Here is a 17,100-nt window from a genome sequence, read left to right on the forward strand (position 1 = left end):
TCAGGCGTCTTCGCTGACGGCTTGCGCGGCACCGTTGCCGTTGAGCGCGCCGTTGAGTCCCGAGGCGTCCGAGGGCAGCTCGAAGGCCGGGAACGCCGAACCGACCGCGGCCGTCGCCGCGCTGCGCTGCGCCTCCATCCGCGCCAGCGCCGCCTCGGTGAACACCGAGAGCCCCAGGTCGGGGTTGTAGCCGTGGATCTCTTTGACGTCGAGCTGGGCCAGGAAGTAGATGATCTCCTTGGACACCACCTGACCGGGGACCAGCACCGGAAAGCCGGGCGGGTAGGGCACCACGAACGTGGTGGACACCAGCGTCTTGCCTTCGGCCAACCGCCGCCCCGCCATGCCGATCAGGACATGCTCGCGGTCGGACTCCTCGTATCCGGCGTAGAAGGCCGACCGCATGTCGCCGAAGATGCACGCGTCGACCGGCCGGAAGGCGACGTCGAACTCGCTGAAGTCGGGAAGGTGCGGCAGGTCCTGGGTGATCTCCTCGACATGCCGCCGGTGCAGCGCCCGGTCGGCGACGCTGGCCGCGCTTTCGGCACGGTCGAAATCGGTTGCCACCCTGCGCAAGACATCGAGCAGATAATGCACGCTCGACCACGTGACACCGATGGTGAAGATCAGCAGCACGCTGTTGATCGACGTCTTGTTGATCTGGATGCCGAATCGCTCCATCAGGATCTTCTCGCGGAAGTCGTAGCCGTTCATCCCCGTCTTGCCGACGAACAGGGTCACCCGCGTCGCGTCCAGCACGAACTGGTCGGACCGCCACGCCTCGTTCCACTCGGCCAGCGCGCCCTGGCGGACCTCGCGGTAGGAACTCACCGACGACGCCCGGAACTCCTCGGGCACCAGATCCGACTCGTCGAGGATGCGAAACCACTTGCTGATCAACCGGTCTCGACGCACCCGATGGCGGAAGACCAGCGCCATGTCGTAGGTCTGCCGGACCAGCTGAAAACCCTCGATGTCGACCTGCCGGCGGGCCAAGTCCAGCGACGCCAGCAGTTGCTGGTTCGGTGAGGTCGACGTGTGCGTCAGGAACGCCTCACCGAACGCGTCGCGGGTCAGGGCGTTGAAGTCCTGGTCGCGGACGTGGATCATGGACGCCTGCCGAAGCGCGGACAGCGACTTGTGCGTCGAATGCGTCGCGTACACGCGGACCCGCGCGCGGGCGGGGTCGGGCAACAGCCGGCGGTCGACCCACTCCGACCGGTCCCCCTTTTTTTGCACCCGTTCCATTTCGGCCGCCCAATCCCGGTACTGCGCGGCGTATTCCGGCGATGCCAGCATCTGCTCGAGGCGCTCGGCCGCCACCATCGCCGTGCGCTGCCGGGCCCACGGCACGGCCGTGGCGAACGCGTACCATGCCTCGTCCCACAGGAAGCAGATGTCCGGCTTGATCGCCAGCACCTCCTGCATGACCTGCAGCGGGTTGTACACCACGCCGTCGAAGGTGCAGTTGGTCAGCAGCAGCATGCGCACCCGGTCCAGCTGACCGGCCGCCTCCAGGTCCAGCAGTGTCTGCTTGATCGTGCGCAGCGACACCGCCCCGTAGATCGCGAACTGCGGCAACGGATACGCGTCCAGATACAGCGGGTACGCGCCGGCGAGCACCAGCCCGTAGTGGTGCGACTTGTGGCAATTGCGGTCGATCAGCACGATGTCGCCCGGGCGGGTCAGGGACTGCACGACGATCTTGTTGGCGGTGGAGGTTCCGTTGGTGACGAAATACGAGTGGTCGGAGTTCCAGGTGTGCGCGGCCTTGTCCATCGCCTTCTTGATGTTGCCGTGCGGGTCGAGCAGCGAGTCCAGGCCGCCGGACGTGGTCGAGGTCTCGGCCATGAAGATGTTGCGACCGTAGAACTCCCCCATGTCCTGCAACGACTTCGAGTTGAAGATGCTGGCGCCGCGCGCGACGGGCAGCGCGTGGAATTGGCCCACCGGTGCCGCCGCATACGCCCGCAGCGCATCGAAAAACGGTGTGCTGTAACGGTTCCGCAGCCCGGCGAGGACGGTGCTGTGCAGGTCGGTGACGTCGTTGAGCCGGTAGAACGTCCGGTCGTAGACGTCGGGCTCGGTGTCGTCGCCCGCCGCGATCGACTCGTCGGTCAGCAGGTACAGGTCGATGTGGGGCCGCAGCTCGCGGATCCACTCGCCGCACTCCACCCAGTCGTTGGCACGGTCGGGGATGACGTCGCCCGCGTCCTCGTTCGGCCCCAGCAGCGTGTTCATCAGCGGCAGCCGGTCGCGGGACCGCAGGGGCAGGTCATCGCGGATGATCGCGGCCTGGATCTCCCCGTTCAGCGCGACCGCGGTGATGGCGTCTTCGACGCTGGGCACCACCAGGATCTCGAACTGCACGTCGTCGGACGGGTTGCGCAGGGTCCGCAGGCATTCGGCCAGGCAGTCGGGGGCCGTCGCGGGCGCGTCGTCGGCGAGCAACACGGTGTAGAACTGCTGCTGTTTGGCCTGGGCCACCAGCTCCTGGTCGGCCAGCGGCGCGGAGGTGTCGAAAAGGCCTGCGCGGTCGCCGTATTCGCTCAACAGCCGCACGGCCATGGACACCTCTTCGGTGAGCCGCACCGTCGACAGGCTCTCGAGGTGCGCACGGAAGACCGCCAGGTTCTGCGCCCCGGGGTACAGCCAGTACCGCTCGTAGGCGGCGATGCGGTCCATCAGGCGTTTCACCCGGGCCACCTCGTGGGTCTTGTCGAGGCCGGCCAGGTCGACCTCGGCGAGGTGGCGGCACGCGTCGTCGAGCAGGTTCCAGGTGTCGACGCGGGCGTAGGACGGGTTGGCCACCGCCGCCAGCGCGGAGACGCGGAGTCGTCGCGGCTGGGTGGTGTATCGAGTCATGACCTCACCTGTTCTTCTGTGCGACTTGTATTCTCACCCCGCCGCGGCTCCGGCGTGATCGTTTCGCGTGAGCGCTCCTCAGCCGTCCAGCTCGTCGTCGGCGTCCACGACGCGCCGATTCGCCCGGGTGCCGTCCACCCAGCGCAGCACCGGGAGGTCCCAGCGCCGGGCCGGCAACTCGGTGACGTCGGTCAGGGACCTGACCACCGACTGGGTCAGGCCCATGAGCGCGGCCATCACCGGCAGCAGCGGCTGCAGCGGCCTGGCGGCCGAGCGGACGGTGCTGATGCGGCGCGCCACGATCAGGCGCTCGACGCAGTGATACAGCCAGGCCCCCACGCCGAGCGCGTAGATGGACAGCGCCGACGCGACGATCGTCCAGCCGAAGGCGGCGCACACGACGGCGCCCAGCACCACCGTCGCGGCCAAAATTCCCGCGACGACGACGCGCAGCTCCAGCCGGGTCACCCGTCGGGGCCCTCGTTCTCCGGCCCGGTGGCGGGCGCGGATCGGACCGCCGCGGCGGCGGCCCGAATCTGCGGCGTCACCAGCATGACCTGGCCCAGCACGCCGTTGACGAAGCCCGGCGAGTCGTCGGTGGACAGCTCCTTGGCCAGCTGCACGGCCTCGTCCACGGCGACCGGCTCCGGGACGTCCTCGGCGTAGAGCAGCTCCCACACGGCCACCCGCAGGATCGCGCGATCGACGGCGGGCAGCCGGTCCAGCGTCCAGCCCTGCAGGTGCGAGCTGATCAGATCGTCGATGTGGGCGGCGTGCTCGCCGACCCCGCGGGCGGCCGCGACCGTGTAGGGCTGTAGCGGCGCCACGTCGGGATTGGTCTCGGCCAGCGCGGCCCGCACGTCGACCACTTCGGCCGCGCCCAGTCCGCGCGCCTCGGCCTCGAACAGCAGGTCGACGGCGCGCTTGCGGGCCTGGTGGCGTCCCCTGACGGGCCTGTTCACGCGTTGACGCGCCCCAGGTAGCTGCCGTCGCGGGTGTCCACCTTCAGCTTGTCGCCGGTGTTGATGAACAGCGGCACCTGGATCTCGGCCCCGGTCTCCACGGTGGCGGGTTTGGTGCCGGCGCTGGACCGGTCACCCTGCAGGCCCGGCTCGGTGTGGGTGACCTCCATCTCGACCGACACCGGCAGCTCGATGTAGAGCGGCGCCCCGTTGTGGAACGCCACCTGCACCGGCAGGCCCTCCAGCAGGAACCGGGCGGCGTCGCCGACCAGCGACTCCGGCAGCGGATGCTGCTCGTAGTCCTGACTGTCCATGAACACGAAGTCCGAGCCGTCGCGGTAGAGGTAGGTGGTGTCGCGCCGGTCGACCGTGGCGGTCTCCACCTTCACGCCGGCGTTGTAGGTCTTGTCGACGACCTTGCCCGACAGCACGTTTTTCAGCTTGGTGCGCACGAAAGCCGGGCCCTTGCCGGGTTTGACGTGCTGGAACTCGACGATCTGCCACAGCTGGCCGTCGATCACCAGCACCAGTCCGTTCTTGAAATCGGCGGTGCTTGCCACGGTTCGGTGTCTCTCCTAGGGAATGGACAGCCGTTCTCCGACTGTCTGCAATGTGTCCGTCAGTCTAAGTCGCGTCGCGCCCGGGACCCGCGGGTCGGGTGGCCCGGGACCGGCGGGAAGCCCGCCGCACGCGCTACGGGCCGGCCTCTTCCGGCTTGGTGGCCGAAGGGGGCATCCGCTTGATCATCGTCAAGAAGGGAACGCTCAGGCCTCGACCGCCGGTGAACGGCACGGGGACGGTGAAATAGACGATGTCGATCTCGAGCCGCATCTCCCGTAAGGGCTGGGCGTGGATGTCCCACCGGAAGTCCCGCAGGCGCGCCAAACCACGTTCGATTGGCTCCACCCCGCTCACGCTCCCCGACTCTACCCCGGGCCGCCGGTCCGCCAAATGCCCAGTTTGCCTAGTCGAGAACGGCGAGCTCCTTGGGAAACCTGGTCAGCAGTTCCGGTGCCTGCCCGCGGGCGGCGGCCGCTTCGTCGGGCACGACCAGGGTGTCCTCGATGCGCACGCCGCCGCGACCGGGCAGGTAGACGCCCGGCTCGACGGTCACCACCGAACCCGCCAGCAGGGTGCCGGTGGAGGTGGCCCCAATTCCCGGCGCCTCGTGGATCTGCAATCCCACCCCGTGCCCCAGCCCGTGGCCGAACTGCTCGCCGTAACCCGCGTCGACGATCATCCGCCGCGCAGCGCCGTCGACATCGCGCAGGCTCGCGCCCGGCCGCAGCGCCTCCCGGCCGGCCCGCTGCGCATCGGCGACCAGCTGATAGATCTCCAGTTGCCAATCGGCCGCCTTGCCGAGCACGAAGGTGCGGGTCATGTCGGAGTGATAGCCGGCCACCAGCGCGCCGAAGTCGATCTTGACGAAGTCGCCCGCCGCCAGCGGCGCGTCGGTGGGGCGGTGATGCGGGATCGCCGAATTCGCGCCGGCGGCCACGATGGTCTCGAACGAGATCGCATCGGCGCCGTGGTCGAGCATGAGGGCCTCCAGCTCCCGGCTCACCTCGCGTTCGGTTCGCCCGGGCCGCAGGCCGCCGCGCTCCACCAGCTCCGCGAGCGCGGCGTCGGCCGCCTCGCAGGCCAGCCGCAGCAGCGCCACCTCACCGTCGTCCTTGACCTCCCGCAGCGCCTCGACGGTTCCCGCGGCCCGCACCAGCTCGGTGTCCGCGTGGCGTTCGCCGAGCTCGCCGGTCAGGACGTCGAAGGCGTCGACGGTCACCACGTTGCTTTCGAAGCCCAGCCTCGCCACGCCGCCCTCGGCGGCCCGGCCGACCAGATGCCGCCCGAGGGCCCGCTCGATGGCGATCTCGAGCCCCGGCGCCTGTTCGGCGGCCTGGGTGCGATACCGGCCGTCGGTGGCCAGCACCGGGTCGCGATCGTCGGCGAACACCAGCAACGCGCCGTTGGATCCGGTGAAACCGGACAGGTAACGCACGTTGTGCAGGTCGCTGACCAGCATCGCGTCCAGTCCGACGGCCCCGATTTGCGCCCTCAGGTGGTCCCGGCGCTGAGAATGTGTCACGACCCTTGACGGTACTCGCTACGCTGATTGCCCATGAGGTCCTGGATGCTGCGCGGATTGGTCTACGCCGCGGCGATGGTAGTCGTTCGTTTGTTCCAAGGCGCGTTGATCAACGCGTGGCAGACGCAGGCCGGGCTCTTCAGCGCGGTGCTGCTGCTTCTCTTCATCATCGGCGTGGCCGTGTGGGGGGTATTCGACGGCCGGGCCGACGCCATCGCGAACCCGGACCCGGACCGCCGGCGCGACCTGGCGATGACCTGGCTGCTGGCCGGCCTGGTGGCCGGCGTCCTGTCGGGCGCCGTCTCCTGGCTCATCGCGCTGGTCTACAAGGGCCTCTACACGGGCGGGCTGATCAACGAGCTGACCACGTTCGCGGCGTTCACCGCGCTCTGCGTGTTCCTGCCCGGGATCATCGGGGTGACCATCGGCCGCTGGCGGGTGGACCGCAATCCCCCGCCCCGCCGGCCGGGCACGGACGAGGAGCGGGCGGACACCGACGTGTTCTCCGCGGTGCGCGGTGACGACGCGCCGACCGGGGAGATCCCGGCGGCCGCAGCGCAGCACGAGGAGCGGACCGCGGCGGTCGCGACGGCCGAGCGGGAGGCACCCGCGGAAGCGGCCGAGCGCGACGCGCCCACCGAAACGATCGCCAAGACCGAGGACGACCCCAAGACCGAGGTGATCCGCACGGTCGGCGACGAGCCCGCCAAGCCGGACCCGGACAAGGGTTAGCGCTCGGCGGCTTCGGCCAGATAGCGCAGGGCGAGCAGGTAGCCCTGGATTCCCAGCCCGACGATGACCCCCGTCGCGACCGGGCTCAGGTACGAGTGGCGCCGAAACTCCTCGCGGGCATGCACGTTGGAGATGTGCACCTCGATCAGGGGCGCGCGCAGCTCGGCGCAGGCGTCGCGCAGCGCGACCGACGTGTGGGTCAGGCCACCGGCGTTGAGGATGACCGGTTCGCCCGCGTCGGCGGCCGAGTGAATCCAGTCCAGCAGCTGGGCTTCGCTGTCGCTTTGCCGCACAACCGCTTTCAGGCCGAGCGCGGCGGCCTCCCGCTCGATCAGCGCGGCCAGTTGCTCGTGTGTGGTGTCCCCGTACACCTCGGGCTCGCGGCGGCCCAGCCGGCCCAGGTTCGGGCCGTTGATGACGTGCACGCTGCCGGTCATCGCTCACCCTCTTCACCGGACAGCCCGGCGTACGCCGCCGCCAGCAGCGACGGGTCGGGGCCGGCCAGCCGGCCCGGCTTGGCCAGCCCGTCGAGGACCACGAACCTCAGCACACCGGCGCGCGATTTCTTGTCCTGGGCCATGTATTCCAGCAGCTGCGGCAGCGCGTCGGGATCGTAGCCGACCGGCAGCCCGAGCGCCGACAGCACGGTGCGGTGGCGCTGCGCGGTCGCGTCGTCGAGCCGGCCGGCCAGCCGGGCCAGCTCCGCGGCGAACACCAGGCCCACCGACACCGCGGCCCCGTGGCGCCACTCGTAGCGCTCCCTGCGCTCGATCGCGTGCGCCAAAGTGTGGCCGTAGTTGAGGATTTCGCGCAGCTCCGACTCCTTCTCGTCGGCGGCGACCACCCGCGCCTTGACGGCGATCGAGCGCCGGATCAGCTCCGGCAGCACCTCGCCCGTGGGGTCCACGGCGGCGCGCGGGTCGGCCTCGATGAGCTCGAGGATCACCGGGTCGGCGATGAAGCCGGCCTTGACCACCTCGGCCATCCCGGCGACGAGTTCGTTGTGCGGCAAGGTTTCCAGGGTCGCCAGGTCGACGAACACCGCTAGCGGCTGGTGGAACGCGCCCACCAGGTTCTTGCCGGCGTCGGTGTTGATGCCCGTCTTGCCGCCGACGGCCGCATCGACCATGCCGAGCAACGTGGTGGGGACGTGGACGATGTCGACGCCGCGCAGCCAGGTCGCCGCCGCGAAGCCGGCGACGTCGGTGGCGGCGCCGCCGCCGAGGCTGACCACGGCGTCTTTGCGGTCGATCCCGATGCGGCCCAACACCTCCCAGAGGAAGCCGACGACCGGCAGGTCCTTTCCGGCCTCGGCGTCCGGGATCTCGATGCGGTGCGCGTCGACACCCTTGTCCGCCAGCCGGCTTCGGATCGCCTCGGCGGTGTGCGCCAGCACCGGCTGGTGCACGACGGCCACCCGGTGCCGGTCGCAGAGGAGGTCGACCAGCTCCTCGCCCAGGTCGGCGCCGATCACCACCGGATAGGGCGGGTCGACGGCCACCTGCACGGTGACCGGATCCGGGCGCGTCATGTGGCGGCCTCCGCGTGCGCGCCCTCGGGCGTCTCCAGCCGGGACACGATGTAGCGCACCACCGCGCCGGGATTGCGGCGGTTGGTGTCGACACGGATGGTCGACACCCGCCGGTACAGCGGCGCCCGCTGGGCCATCAGCGCCTTGTATTTCTCGGCGCGGTCGGGGCCGGCGAGCAGGGGGCGCACCGCGCCGCCGCCGGTGCGGCGCACGCCCTCACCGGCGCTGATCTCCAGGTAGATGACGGTGTGGCCGGCCAGCGCCGCGCAGACCCCGGGGCTGGTGACGGCCCCGCCGCCGAGCGACACCACGCCGTCGTGGTGGGCCAGCGCGTCGCGCACCGCGTCCTCCTCGATGCGGCGGAACTCCCGCTCGCCGTCGGCGGCGAAGATGTCGGCGATGCTGCGGCCGGTCCGCTGCTCGATCGCGGCGTCGGTGTCGAGGAACTCGACGCCGAGCGCCTTGGCCAGGCGCCGCCCGATGGTGGACTTGCCCGACCCCGGCAGCCCGACGAGTACCGCCCTGGGGGCCATCACGCGGTACCCCGCGCGGCCGGCGGCTCCCGGTCGGCGACCGCGCGCCGATACGCCTCGATGTTGCGGCGGGTCTCGGTGAGCGAGTCGCCGCCGAACTTCTCCAGCGCCGCGCGCGCCAGCACCAACGCCACCATGGCCTCGACCACGACGCCGGCGGCCGGCACCGCGCAGACGTCGGACCGCTGGTGGATGGCGACGGCCTCGCCGCCGGTGGCCATGTCGACGGTGGCCAGCGCCCGCGGCACGGTGGAGATGGGCTTCATCGCGGCGCGCACCCGCAGCGGCTGGCCGTTGGTCATGCCGCCCTCGAGCCCGCCGGCGCGGTTGGTCGAGCGGACGACGCCGTCGGGCCCGGGATACATCTCGTCGTGGGCGCGGCTGCCCCGACGGCGCGCCGTCTCGAAGCCGTCGCCGATCTCCACGCCCTTGATGGCCTGGACGCCCATGACCGCGGCGGCGAGCTGACTGTCGAGCCGGTTGTCGCCGCTGGTGAACGAGCCGAGCCCGACGGGCAGGCCCAGGGCCACCACCTCGACCACACCGCCGAGCGTGTCACCGTCCTTCTTGGCCGCCTCGATCTCGGCGATCATCGCCTCTTCGGCGGCCTTGTCGAAGGCGCGCACCGGGCTGTCATCGATGGCGGGCAGGTCTTGCGGCCGCGGCGGCGGGCCGTCGTAGGGCACCGACGCACCGATCGCGATGACGTGGGACAGCACGTCGACGCCGAGCGCCTGGCGCAGGAAGGAGCGTGCGACCGTGCCCGCCGCGACGCGGGCGGCGGTCTCCCGGGCGCTGGCCCGCTCCAGCACCGGCCGGGCGTCGTCGAAGCCGTACTTGAGCATGCCCGCGTAATCGGCGTGGCCGGGCCGCGGCCGGGTGAGCGGCTCGTTGCGCGCTGAGTTTTCCAGCTCGGCGGCTCGCGCCGGGTCGACCGGGTCGGCGGCCATCACGGTCTCCCACTTGGGCCACTCGGTGTTGCCGATCTCGATCGCGATGGGCCCGCCCAGCGTCACCCCGTGGCGCACCCCGGACAGCACGGTCACCGCGTCGCGCTCGAACTTCATCCGCGCGCCGCGGCCGTAACCGAGCCGGCGGCGGGCCAATTGGTCGGCGATGTCGGTGGAGGTGACCTCCACCCCGGCGACCATGCCCTCGACCATGGCCACCAACGCGCGGCCATGCGACTCTCCTGCGGTGATCCAACGCAACACCCGATCATCTTCCCATGTGCGCCCGGGTGGCCTTAAATCCGCGCGCCGCCGTCGGGGTCAGGCGAGCGCCAGCCCGATCGCGGCGGCGGTGGCCACGCACATCGACGGGCCGTGCGGCACCGCGGCCGCGCCCGCCCGGCCGGCGAGCCGGCCCCACGTCACGGTCAGCAGCGGCGCGGCCAGCGCCGCCAGGAACCACACCGGGGCGCCGAAGCAGCCGGCCAGCGCGCCCACGCCGATCGCCAGCTTGACGTCGCCGGCCCCCATCCCCGCCGGCGCCATCAGGTGCACCAGCAGATAGATCGCGGTCAGCGCGGCCGCGCCGGCCAGGGCGGGCCAGCCGCGCCCGGCCACGGCGGCCGCCAGCAGGATCACCCCGGCCCCGGGCAGCGTCAGCAGATTCGGCAACCGGCGCTCGCGGACGTCGTATCCGCTCAACACCGCCAGCCAGGCCAGCACCGCGACCGTCGCCGCCATCCGCATGCCGCGGACGCTAGCCGAGGGCCGCGGCCATTGCCTCTCGCGGCGCCGGGAGCCCTGTGAACAACTCGACCTGGGTGAACGCCTGGTGCAGCAGCATCTGCAACCCGCTGACGACACGGCCGCCCGCCGCGGCCACCGCGGCGGCCAGCGGCGTGGGCCACGGGTCGTAGACGGCGTCGAGCAGCACCGGGATCGGCGCGAAGGTGTCCGCGTACCGCGCCGCGACGTCCGCGGGGATGGTGCTGACCAGCACCTCGGCGGCGGCCACCGCGCCGGCCAGCCCGTCGCTGTCCAGGGCCACGAACCGCGTCGGCACCCCGGCGCCCGTGCCGAGGTCCACCAGCCGGGCCGCCTGATCGGGGTTGCGCGCGACGACGGTGATGGCGGTGACGCCGAGCTGGGCCAGCCCCAGGACGGCCGCCGGCGCGGTGCCGCCCGAGCCGCACACCAGCGCCGGGCCGGCCACTTCCCCTTGTGACGCCAGCGCCCCCGCGACGCCGTCGATGTCGGTGTTGTCGGCCCGCCAGCCCGCCGGCGTGCGGACCAGGGTGTTGGCCGACCCGACCCGCTCGGCCCGGTCGGTGCGCTCGTCGGCGAACCGCAGCGCGGCGAACTTGCCCGGCATGGTCACCGACACCCCGACCCACTCGGGCCCGAACCCGCCGACCACCGCGGGCAGCTGCTCGGCGTCGCACTCGATGCGCTCGTAGGTCCAGTCGTGCAGGCCCAGCGCCCGGTAGGCCGCCAGGTGCAGCTGCGGGGACTTCGAGTGGGCGATCGGCTTGCCGAGCACCGCCGCTTTCCGGGCCGCGCCCGGGACGGGCGCCCTACCGTGCGGAGTCGAGGACACCGTTGCGCTTAGCCAGCTCGATATTGGCCAGGTGCTGCTGATAATCCTTGGTGAACAGCGTCGTCCCCTGGGCGTCGATGGTGACGAAGTACAACCAGTCGCCGGGCTCGGGATGCTCGGCGGCGTGCAGGGCGTCGGTACCGGGCGAGCAGATCGCCGTCGCCGGCAGCCCCTGCGACACGTAGGTGTTCCACGGCGTCTTCTGGGCGCGGTCGGCGTCGGTGGTGGCGACCTCACGGCGGTCCAGCGGGTAGTTGACCGTCGAGTCGAATTCCAGCGTGTGGTGCGCGTGCAGGCGGTTGTAGATGACCTGGGCGACCTTGGCGAAGTCCTGGGATTTGGATTCCTGCTCCACCAGCGAGGCCACCACCAGGATGTCGTAGGGCGACAGGCCCATGGTTTGGGCGGTGTCCCCCAGCCCGGACTTCATGTACTCGACGGCGCCGGCGCTGATCAGCCCGGACAGGATGGTCTGGGCCGAGGCGGACGGGTCGACGTTGAAGGTCCCCGGTGCGATCAGCCCCTCGATCCGGCGATGGTCCTTGCCGAGCTCGGTGAACGGCTCGACGGCCCACGGCGGCACCGACAGCGCCGCGGGGGTGCTGTTGGTCGCCGCCGCCCGCAGCTCCTCCACCGCCACGCAGTGCTGGTTGCCATCCAGATCCACGCAGGTGGCGCGGGAGATCAGGGTGAAGATCCCCGGGTTCACCTTGTTGGTCTTCATGTCGGTGGTGTCGTCGAGCTGGCGGCCTTCGGGGATGACCAGCCGGCCGACCCGGTTGTTCGGGTCGGTCAGCCGCGCGACCGCGTTGGCCGCCGGGATTTCGGTGCGCATCCGGTAATAGCCGGGCTGGATCGAGGAGATCTTGCTGTTGCCGTGCGCGGCGTTGACGAACGCGCGGACGGTCTTGACCACCTGCTCGTGCTGCAGCGTCTCCCCGACCATGGTGGTCGAGTCGCCATCCTTGATCTGGATGACGATGTCGCGCTTGCCGTCTCCGGTGTAGTCGTCACCGGCCCCGAACACCGTGTGCCAGAGCTTGGCGCCGACGAACACCCCCACCAGCACGACGACGGCCACGACCGCGAGCACGATCTGGCCGGTGAACCGCCGGCGGCGTCCCCGCTGGGCCCGGTTCCGGGCGACGCGGCTCCCCTTTCGGGACGGACCGACCGCTTCGGGCTCGGCCCGTTGGCGCCGTGCGCTGTCAACCATCGGCGGGCTCCCCCGCCGCCAGGGTGGCGCGGCGCTGGTCGAGCCAGCTCTGCAGGATGGCCACCGCGGCCGCCTGGTCGATCACCGCCCGCTGCTCTTTGGCCCGGACACCGGCCGCGCGCAGCGACCGCTGCGCGCTCACCGTGGTCAGCCGTTCGTCGGCCAGTCGCACGGGCGTGGGCGCGATCCGCTGCGCCAGCGTGTCGGCGAGCTCCATGGCGTCGAGCGCCGAGGGGCCGGTGCGGTCGGCCAGCGTCCGCGGCAGCCCGACGACCACCTCGACCGCCCCCAGCTCCGCGGCCAGCTCGGCGAGCCGCCGCACGTGTTTGCCGGAGCGGTCGCGCCGCACGGTTTCCACCGGGGTGGCCAGGATGCCGTCGGGGTCGCTGCAGGCGACGCCGATGCGCACGCTGCCGACGTCTACGCCGATCCGTCGGCCCCGACCGGGGTCCTGGCCCGGTTCACCGGGCCGGTCGGGCAAGCGATGCTGTGCGGGAACCACTCAGCCGACCCGCGCTATCTCGGAGCGCAGCGCCTCGAGCGCCGCGTCGATGCGGGTCGCGTCCTTGCCGGAGCCCTGCGCCAAGTCCGGCTTGCCCCCGCCGCGGCCGTCGACGGTCGCGGCCAGTTGCTTGATCAGGTCGTTGGCGCGGATTCCGAGTTCCTGGGCGGCGGGGTTGGCGGCGACCGCGTACGGCACGCTGCCGCCCTCGCCCTCCGCGATCAGCGCCACCACCGCGGGATCGCTGCCCAGCTTGCCGCGAATGTCACCCACCAGGGAACGCAGGTCGCCGGCCGTCATCCCCGCGGACATCCGTTGCGCCACCACACGGACGTTACCGATACGCTCCGCGCCCGCCGCGGCGTTGGTCGCGGCGGCGCGGGCGCTCGCCAGCCGGGCGCGTTCGAGTTCCTTCTCGGCGGCCTTGAGCCTGTCGACCAGGTTGGCCACCCGGGTCGGCACCTCGTCGGACGGCACCTTCAGCGACGACGCCAGCCCGGCCATCAGCGCGCGTTCCTTGGCCAGGTGGCGGAACGAGTCCAGCCCGACGTAGGCCTCGACCCGGCGGACCCCCGACCCGACCGACGATTCGCCCAGGATGGTCACCGGCCCGATCTGCGCCGAGTTGTGCACGTGGGTCCCACCGCAGAGCTCCAGCGAGAACGGGCCGCCGATCTCCACCACGCGCACCTCGTCCGGGTAGGCCTCGCCGAACATCGCCATCGCGCCCATCGCCTTGGCCTTGTCCAGCTGCTCGATGAAGGTGTGCACCTTGAAGTCGGCCTGCACGGCCTGGTTGGTGACCTCTTCGACCTGGGTGCGCTGCTCGTCGGACAGCGGCCCCTGCCAATTGAAGTCGAACCGGAGGTAGCCGGGGCGGTTCAGCGATCCCGCCTGGACGGCGTTGGGGCCCAGCACCTGGCGCAGGGCGGCGTGCACCATGTGGGTGCCCGAGTGCCCCTGCGTGGCCCCGCGGCGCCATTCCGGGTCGACCGCCGCGACGACGGTGTCGCCCTCGACGAATTCTCCGGATTCGACGTTGACCCGGTGCACCCACAGGGTTTTGGCGATCTTCTGCACGTCGGTGACCGCCGCGCGGGCGCTCTCACTGGTCCCCGTCCCGCTGATGGTGCCCTCGTCGGCGATCTGCCCGCCGGACTCGGCGTAGAGCGGGGTGCGGTCGAGCACGAGTTCGACCTGCTGGGCGGCCCCTCCTGTTTGGGCGCCGTGGGCGACGACCGGCACCCGCTTGCCGTCCACGAAGATGCCGAGAACCTTTGCTTCCGAAGACAATTCATCGAAGCCGGTGAACTCGGTGGGCCCGGCGTCGACCAGCTCGCGGTAGGCGCTCAGGTCGGCGTGCGCGTGCTTGCGCGCGGCGGCGTCGGCCTTGGCACGGCGCCGCTGCTCGGCCATCAGTTCCCGAAAGCCGATCTCGTCGACCTGCAGGCCGGCCTCGGCGGCCATCTCCAGGGTCAGCTCGATGGGGAAGCCGTAGGTGTCGTGCAGGGTGAAGGCGTCCGAGCCGGAGATCGCCTTGGCGCCGGCGGCTTTGGTGGTGCCGGCGACCTCGTCGAACAGCTTGGAGCCGGCCGCCAGCGTGCGGTTGAAGGCGGTCTCCTCGGCCACGGCGATGCGCCTGATCCGGTCGAAGTCGGCGACCAGCTCGGGGTACGACGGGCCCATGGCGTCCCGCACGGTGGCCATCAGCTCGCCGACGATGGGTCCCTCGATGTCGAGCAGCTTGGCCGACCGGATCACGCGGCGGAGCAGTCGGCGCAGCACGTACCCGCGCCCGTCGTTACCCGGGGTGACGCCATCGCCGATCAGGATCGCCGCGGTGCGGCTGTGGTCGGCGATCACCCGGTAGCGCACGTCGTCGTCGTGGTTGCCGGAGTCGTAACCGCGCGGCGCGCGAGCGGCCACGACGTCGATGACCGGCCTCAGCAGGTCGGTCTCGTAGACGTTGTGCACGCCCTGCAGGATGAACGCGACCCGCTCGACGCCCATGCCGGTGTCGATGTTCTTGCGCGGCAACGGCCCCAGGATTTCGAAGTCCGTTTTGCCGGTGCCCTCGCCGCGTTCGTTCTGCATGAACACGAGGTTCCAGATCTCGATGTAGCGGTCTTCGTTGGCCACCGGGCCGCCGCCGACCCCGAACTCCTCCCCGCGGTCGTAGTAGATCTCCGAGGACGGGCCGCACGGTCCGGGGATCCCCATGGACCAGTAGTTGTCCTCCATGCCGCGGCGCTGGATCCGCTCGGCCGGCAGCCCGGCGATCTCCTGCCACAGCTGCACGGCCTCGTCGTCGTCGAAGTAGACCGTCGTCCAGATCCGTTCCGGATCCAGGCCGTAGCCCCCCTCGGACACGCCGTTGGTCAGTAGGGTCCACGCCAGCTCGATGGCGCGGCGCTTGAAGTAGTCGCCGAACGAGAAGTTGCCGGCCATCTGGAAGAAGGTGTTGTGCCGGGTGGTGATGCCGACCTCGTCGATGTCGGGCGTGCGGATGCACTTCTGGATGCTGGTGGCCGTCGAATACGGCGGGGTGCGCGCGCCCAGGAAGTACGGCACGAACTGGACCATGCCCGCGTTGACGAACAGCAGGTTGGGGTCGTCGAGGATCACCGATGCGCTCGGCACCTCGGTGTGGCCCGCCTTCACGAAATGATCAAGAAACCGCTTCCTGATCTCGTGTGTCTGCACTGTTGAGTCCGCTTCTTTCCTGTTTGCTGATTGCGTGGACGTCTGCTCCAGCCTATTCGCCGGACTGGTGGATGTAGCGGGCCGCTAGCCCTCCAGGAAGCTCAGCCGCACCGACCGCTGCGGGTTGTCGCGGTTCAGGTCGACCAGCACGATGCTTTGCCAGGTGCCCAGCATCGGCTCCCCGCCGGAGACCGGCACCGTCACCGACGGCGCGACGAGCGCCGGCAGCACGTGGTCGGCGCCGTGGCCCGGCGAGCCGTGCGAATGCCGGTAGCGGTCGTCGCGGGGCAGCAGCCGTTCCAGCGTGTCGACCAGGTCGTCGTCGGAGCCGGCCCCCGTCTCGATGATGGCGACGCCGGCCGTCGCGTGCGGGACGAACACGTTGCACAAGCCGTCGCCGCGCGACCAGCAGAAGCCGCGCACCGCCTCGGTCAGGTCGACGATGCGGCGCCGTGTGGTGTCCACGTCCAGCACATCGGTATGCATTCGGACCAGCCTACGGGCCGCCCGCCGGGCCTGCTCAAGACCGGCCAACCGTTTGTGAGCGCGGCCACATCAGGGCATTGCGGCGGGTAGCGGGCAGGAGGAAGGTAACTGGTGGGGCCGGTGGCGCCACCGGGGCCCGCTCAATTACCAGCCCCGACAGAGAGGGGTCAGCCGTGTACGCACGCTCTACCACCATCCAGGCGCAGCCCTTGTCGGTCGACATCGGAATCGCGCACCTGCGCGATGTCGTCATGCCGGCACTCGAGGCGATCGACGGCTGCGTCGGACTGTCACTGTTGGTCGACCGGCAGTCCGGAACCTGCATCGCCACCAGCGCGTGGGACAGCATCGACGCCATGCGCGCCAGCGCCGAGCGGGTCGCCCCGATCCGCGATCGGGCCGCGCTGATGTTCGACGGCAGCGCGCGCGTCGAGGAGTGGGACATCGCTTTGCTGCACCGCGACCATCCCTCCCGGCAGGGGGCCTGCGTGCGGGCCACCTGGCTCAAGGTGGTGCCCGATCAGCTCAGCCGATCGCTGGACTTCTACCGGTCCTCGGTGCTGCCGGAGATGGAGCAGCTCGACGGGTTCTGCAGCGCCAGCCTGTTGGTGGACCATCCCGCGTGCCGGCGGGCGGTGTCGTGCTCGACGTTCGACTCGATGGACGCCATGGCCCGCAACCGCGACCGGGCGACCGAGTTGCGCAGCAGGCGCGTGCGGGAGCTGGGCGCCGAGGTGATCGACGTCGCCGAATTCGAGTTGGCGATCGCGCACCTGCGGGTGCCCGAGTTGGTCTAACCGCGGGCTTTCGCCTCGAGTGTGCGGCCAAGGCTTTCGGTGTGTCTCTGTGGCGGGGATTCCGCGAAATCTGCGCCCCGGCTACACACTGAAAGCCGTCAGCTCACACTCGAATACCGCCTGCCGAGGCTGCAGCCGTGCCA

Annotated in this window: 18 protein-coding genes; 2 read left to right on the top strand and 16 right to left on the bottom strand. The window is 70.8% G+C overall.

The genetic code is table 11. The features are described from left to right. From U8D42_RS11950 to U8D42_RS11975, 6 genes are all read right to left on the bottom strand, one after another. Entirely contained in the window at positions 1-2,865 is a 2,865-nt protein-coding gene (locus U8D42_RS11950) for an aminotransferase class I/II-fold pyridoxal phosphate-dependent enzyme (RefSeq protein WP_322861367.1), read from the bottom strand. 78 nt (positions 2,866-2,943) lie between these two features. Further along, positions 2,944-3,333: an antitermination protein NusB gene (locus U8D42_RS11955; protein WP_322861368.1), complete on the bottom strand. Its 390-nt coding sequence runs from the start codon at positions 3,331-3,333 to the stop codon at positions 2,944-2,946. Next, positions 3,330-3,827, bottom strand: coding sequence for a transcription antitermination factor NusB (gene nusB / locus U8D42_RS11960; RefSeq protein ID WP_322861369.1), 498 nt, complete (start codon positions 3,825-3,827; stop codon positions 3,330-3,332). The genes U8D42_RS11955 and nusB overlap by 4 nt, the downstream gene beginning before the upstream one ends. After that, positions 3,824-4,387, bottom strand: coding sequence for an elongation factor P (gene efp / locus U8D42_RS11965; protein WP_007171952.1), 564 nt, complete (start codon positions 4,385-4,387; stop codon positions 3,824-3,826). Before efp ends, nusB begins: the two co-directional genes overlap by 4 nt. A 133-nt stretch (positions 4,388-4,520) precedes the next feature. Next, positions 4,521-4,742: a hypothetical protein gene (locus U8D42_RS11970; RefSeq protein ID WP_231980576.1), complete on the bottom strand. Its 222-nt coding sequence runs from the start codon at positions 4,740-4,742 to the stop codon at positions 4,521-4,523. Between the two features lie 49 nt (positions 4,743-4,791). Further along, positions 4,792-5,910: a M24 family metallopeptidase gene (locus U8D42_RS11975; protein WP_322861370.1), complete on the bottom strand. Its 1,119-nt coding sequence runs from the start codon at positions 5,908-5,910 to the stop codon at positions 4,792-4,794. Between the two features lie 33 nt (positions 5,911-5,943). Here U8D42_RS11975 and U8D42_RS11980 point away from each other — a divergent pair, with 33 nt between their 5' ends. Continuing rightward, entirely contained in the window at positions 5,944-6,642 is a 699-nt protein-coding gene (locus U8D42_RS11980) for a B-4DMT family transporter (RefSeq protein WP_322861371.1), read from the top strand. Here U8D42_RS11980 and aroQ read toward each other — a convergent pair. The 10 genes from aroQ to U8D42_RS12030 form a co-directional block, all read right to left on the bottom strand. Next, complete coding sequence (gene aroQ / locus U8D42_RS11985; protein WP_085238744.1) at positions 6,639-7,079, bottom strand: type II 3-dehydroquinate dehydratase; 441 nt, start codon at positions 7,077-7,079, stop codon at positions 6,639-6,641. The two genes, U8D42_RS11980 and aroQ, sit on opposite strands and share 4 nt — an antisense overlap. Next, the gene (aroB, locus tag U8D42_RS11990) at positions 7,076-8,173 is read right to left on the bottom strand and encodes a 3-dehydroquinate synthase (RefSeq protein WP_322861372.1); all 1,098 of its coding nucleotides are present in this window, start codon (positions 8,171-8,173) and stop codon (positions 7,076-7,078) included. Before aroB ends, aroQ begins: the two co-directional genes overlap by 4 nt. Further along, on the bottom strand, positions 8,170-8,706 hold the full coding sequence (locus tag U8D42_RS11995; protein ID WP_085238746.1) for a shikimate kinase: 537 nt from the start codon (positions 8,704-8,706) through the stop codon (positions 8,170-8,172). Before U8D42_RS11995 ends, aroB begins: the two co-directional genes overlap by 4 nt. Continuing rightward, positions 8,706-9,920 carry a chorismate synthase gene (aroC, locus tag U8D42_RS12000; RefSeq protein WP_322861373.1) on the bottom strand — a complete coding sequence of 405 codons (1,215 nt, stop codon included), beginning with the start codon at positions 9,918-9,920 and terminating at the stop codon, positions 8,706-8,708. Before aroC ends, U8D42_RS11995 begins: the two co-directional genes overlap by 1 nt. A gap of 57 nt (positions 9,921-9,977) precedes the next feature. Further along, positions 9,978-10,403: an A24 family peptidase gene (locus U8D42_RS12005; RefSeq protein ID WP_322861374.1), complete on the bottom strand. Its 426-nt coding sequence runs from the start codon at positions 10,401-10,403 to the stop codon at positions 9,978-9,980. Between the two features lie 10 nt (positions 10,404-10,413). After that, entirely contained in the window at positions 10,414-11,253 is an 840-nt protein-coding gene (locus U8D42_RS12010) for a shikimate dehydrogenase (RefSeq protein WP_322861375.1), read from the bottom strand. After that, positions 11,231-12,469 (bottom strand): endolytic transglycosylase MltG, encoded by a 1,239-nt coding sequence (locus U8D42_RS12015; RefSeq protein ID WP_090423184.1) that lies wholly within the window; start codon positions 12,467-12,469, stop codon positions 11,231-11,233. The genes U8D42_RS12010 and U8D42_RS12015 overlap by 23 nt, the downstream gene beginning before the upstream one ends. Further along, entirely contained in the window at positions 12,462-12,971 is a 510-nt protein-coding gene (gene ruvX / locus U8D42_RS12020; RefSeq protein WP_085238751.1) for a Holliday junction resolvase RuvX, read from the bottom strand. The genes U8D42_RS12015 and ruvX overlap by 8 nt, the downstream gene beginning before the upstream one ends. Beyond that, positions 12,972-15,674 carry an alanine--tRNA ligase gene (gene alaS / locus U8D42_RS12025; protein WP_322861376.1) on the bottom strand — a complete coding sequence of 901 codons (2,703 nt, stop codon included), beginning with the start codon at positions 15,672-15,674 and terminating at the stop codon, positions 12,972-12,974. 84 nt (positions 15,675-15,758) lie between these two features. Beyond that, positions 15,759-16,148: a secondary thiamine-phosphate synthase enzyme YjbQ gene (locus U8D42_RS12030; protein ID WP_208859496.1), complete on the bottom strand. Its 390-nt coding sequence runs from the start codon at positions 16,146-16,148 to the stop codon at positions 15,759-15,761. 185 nt (positions 16,149-16,333) lie between these two features. Here U8D42_RS12030 and U8D42_RS12035 point away from each other — a divergent pair, with 185 nt between their 5' ends. Next, positions 16,334-16,957: a hypothetical protein gene (locus tag U8D42_RS12035; protein WP_322861377.1), complete on the top strand. Its 624-nt coding sequence runs from the start codon at positions 16,334-16,336 to the stop codon at positions 16,955-16,957. Positions 16,958-17,100 lie beyond the last annotated feature (143 nt).

It is taken from the genome of Mycobacterium europaeum, assembly GCF_034555895.2.
Classification (GTDB): Bacteria; Actinomycetota; Actinomycetes; order Mycobacteriales; family Mycobacteriaceae; genus Mycobacterium; species Mycobacterium europaeum.

Bases quoted from the DNA above. Each gene is read 5' to 3' on its own strand.
- U8D42_RS11950 (WP_322861367.1), bottom strand. From the start codon at position 2,865: ATGACTCGATACACCACCCAGCCGCGACGACTCCGCGTCTCCGCGCTG.
- U8D42_RS11980 (WP_322861371.1), top strand. From the start codon at position 5,944: ATGAGGTCCTGGATGCTGCGCGGATTGGTCTACGCCGCGGCGATGGTA.
- aroQ (WP_085238744.1), bottom strand. From the start codon at position 7,079: ATGACCGGCAGCGTGCACGTCATCAACGGCCCGAACCTGGGCCGGCTG.
- aroB (WP_322861372.1), bottom strand. From the start codon at position 8,173: ATGACGCGCCCGGATCCGGTCACCGTGCAGGTGGCCGTCGACCCGCCC.
- U8D42_RS11995 (WP_085238746.1), bottom strand. From the start codon at position 8,706: ATGGCCCCCAGGGCGGTACTCGTCGGGCTGCCGGGGTCGGGCAAGTCC.
- U8D42_RS12005 (WP_322861374.1), bottom strand. From the start codon at position 10,403: ATGCGGATGGCGGCGACGGTCGCGGTGCTGGCCTGGCTGGCGGTGTTG.
- U8D42_RS12015 (WP_090423184.1), bottom strand. From the start codon at position 12,469: ATGGTTGACAGCGCACGGCGCCAACGGGCCGAGCCCGAAGCGGTCGGT.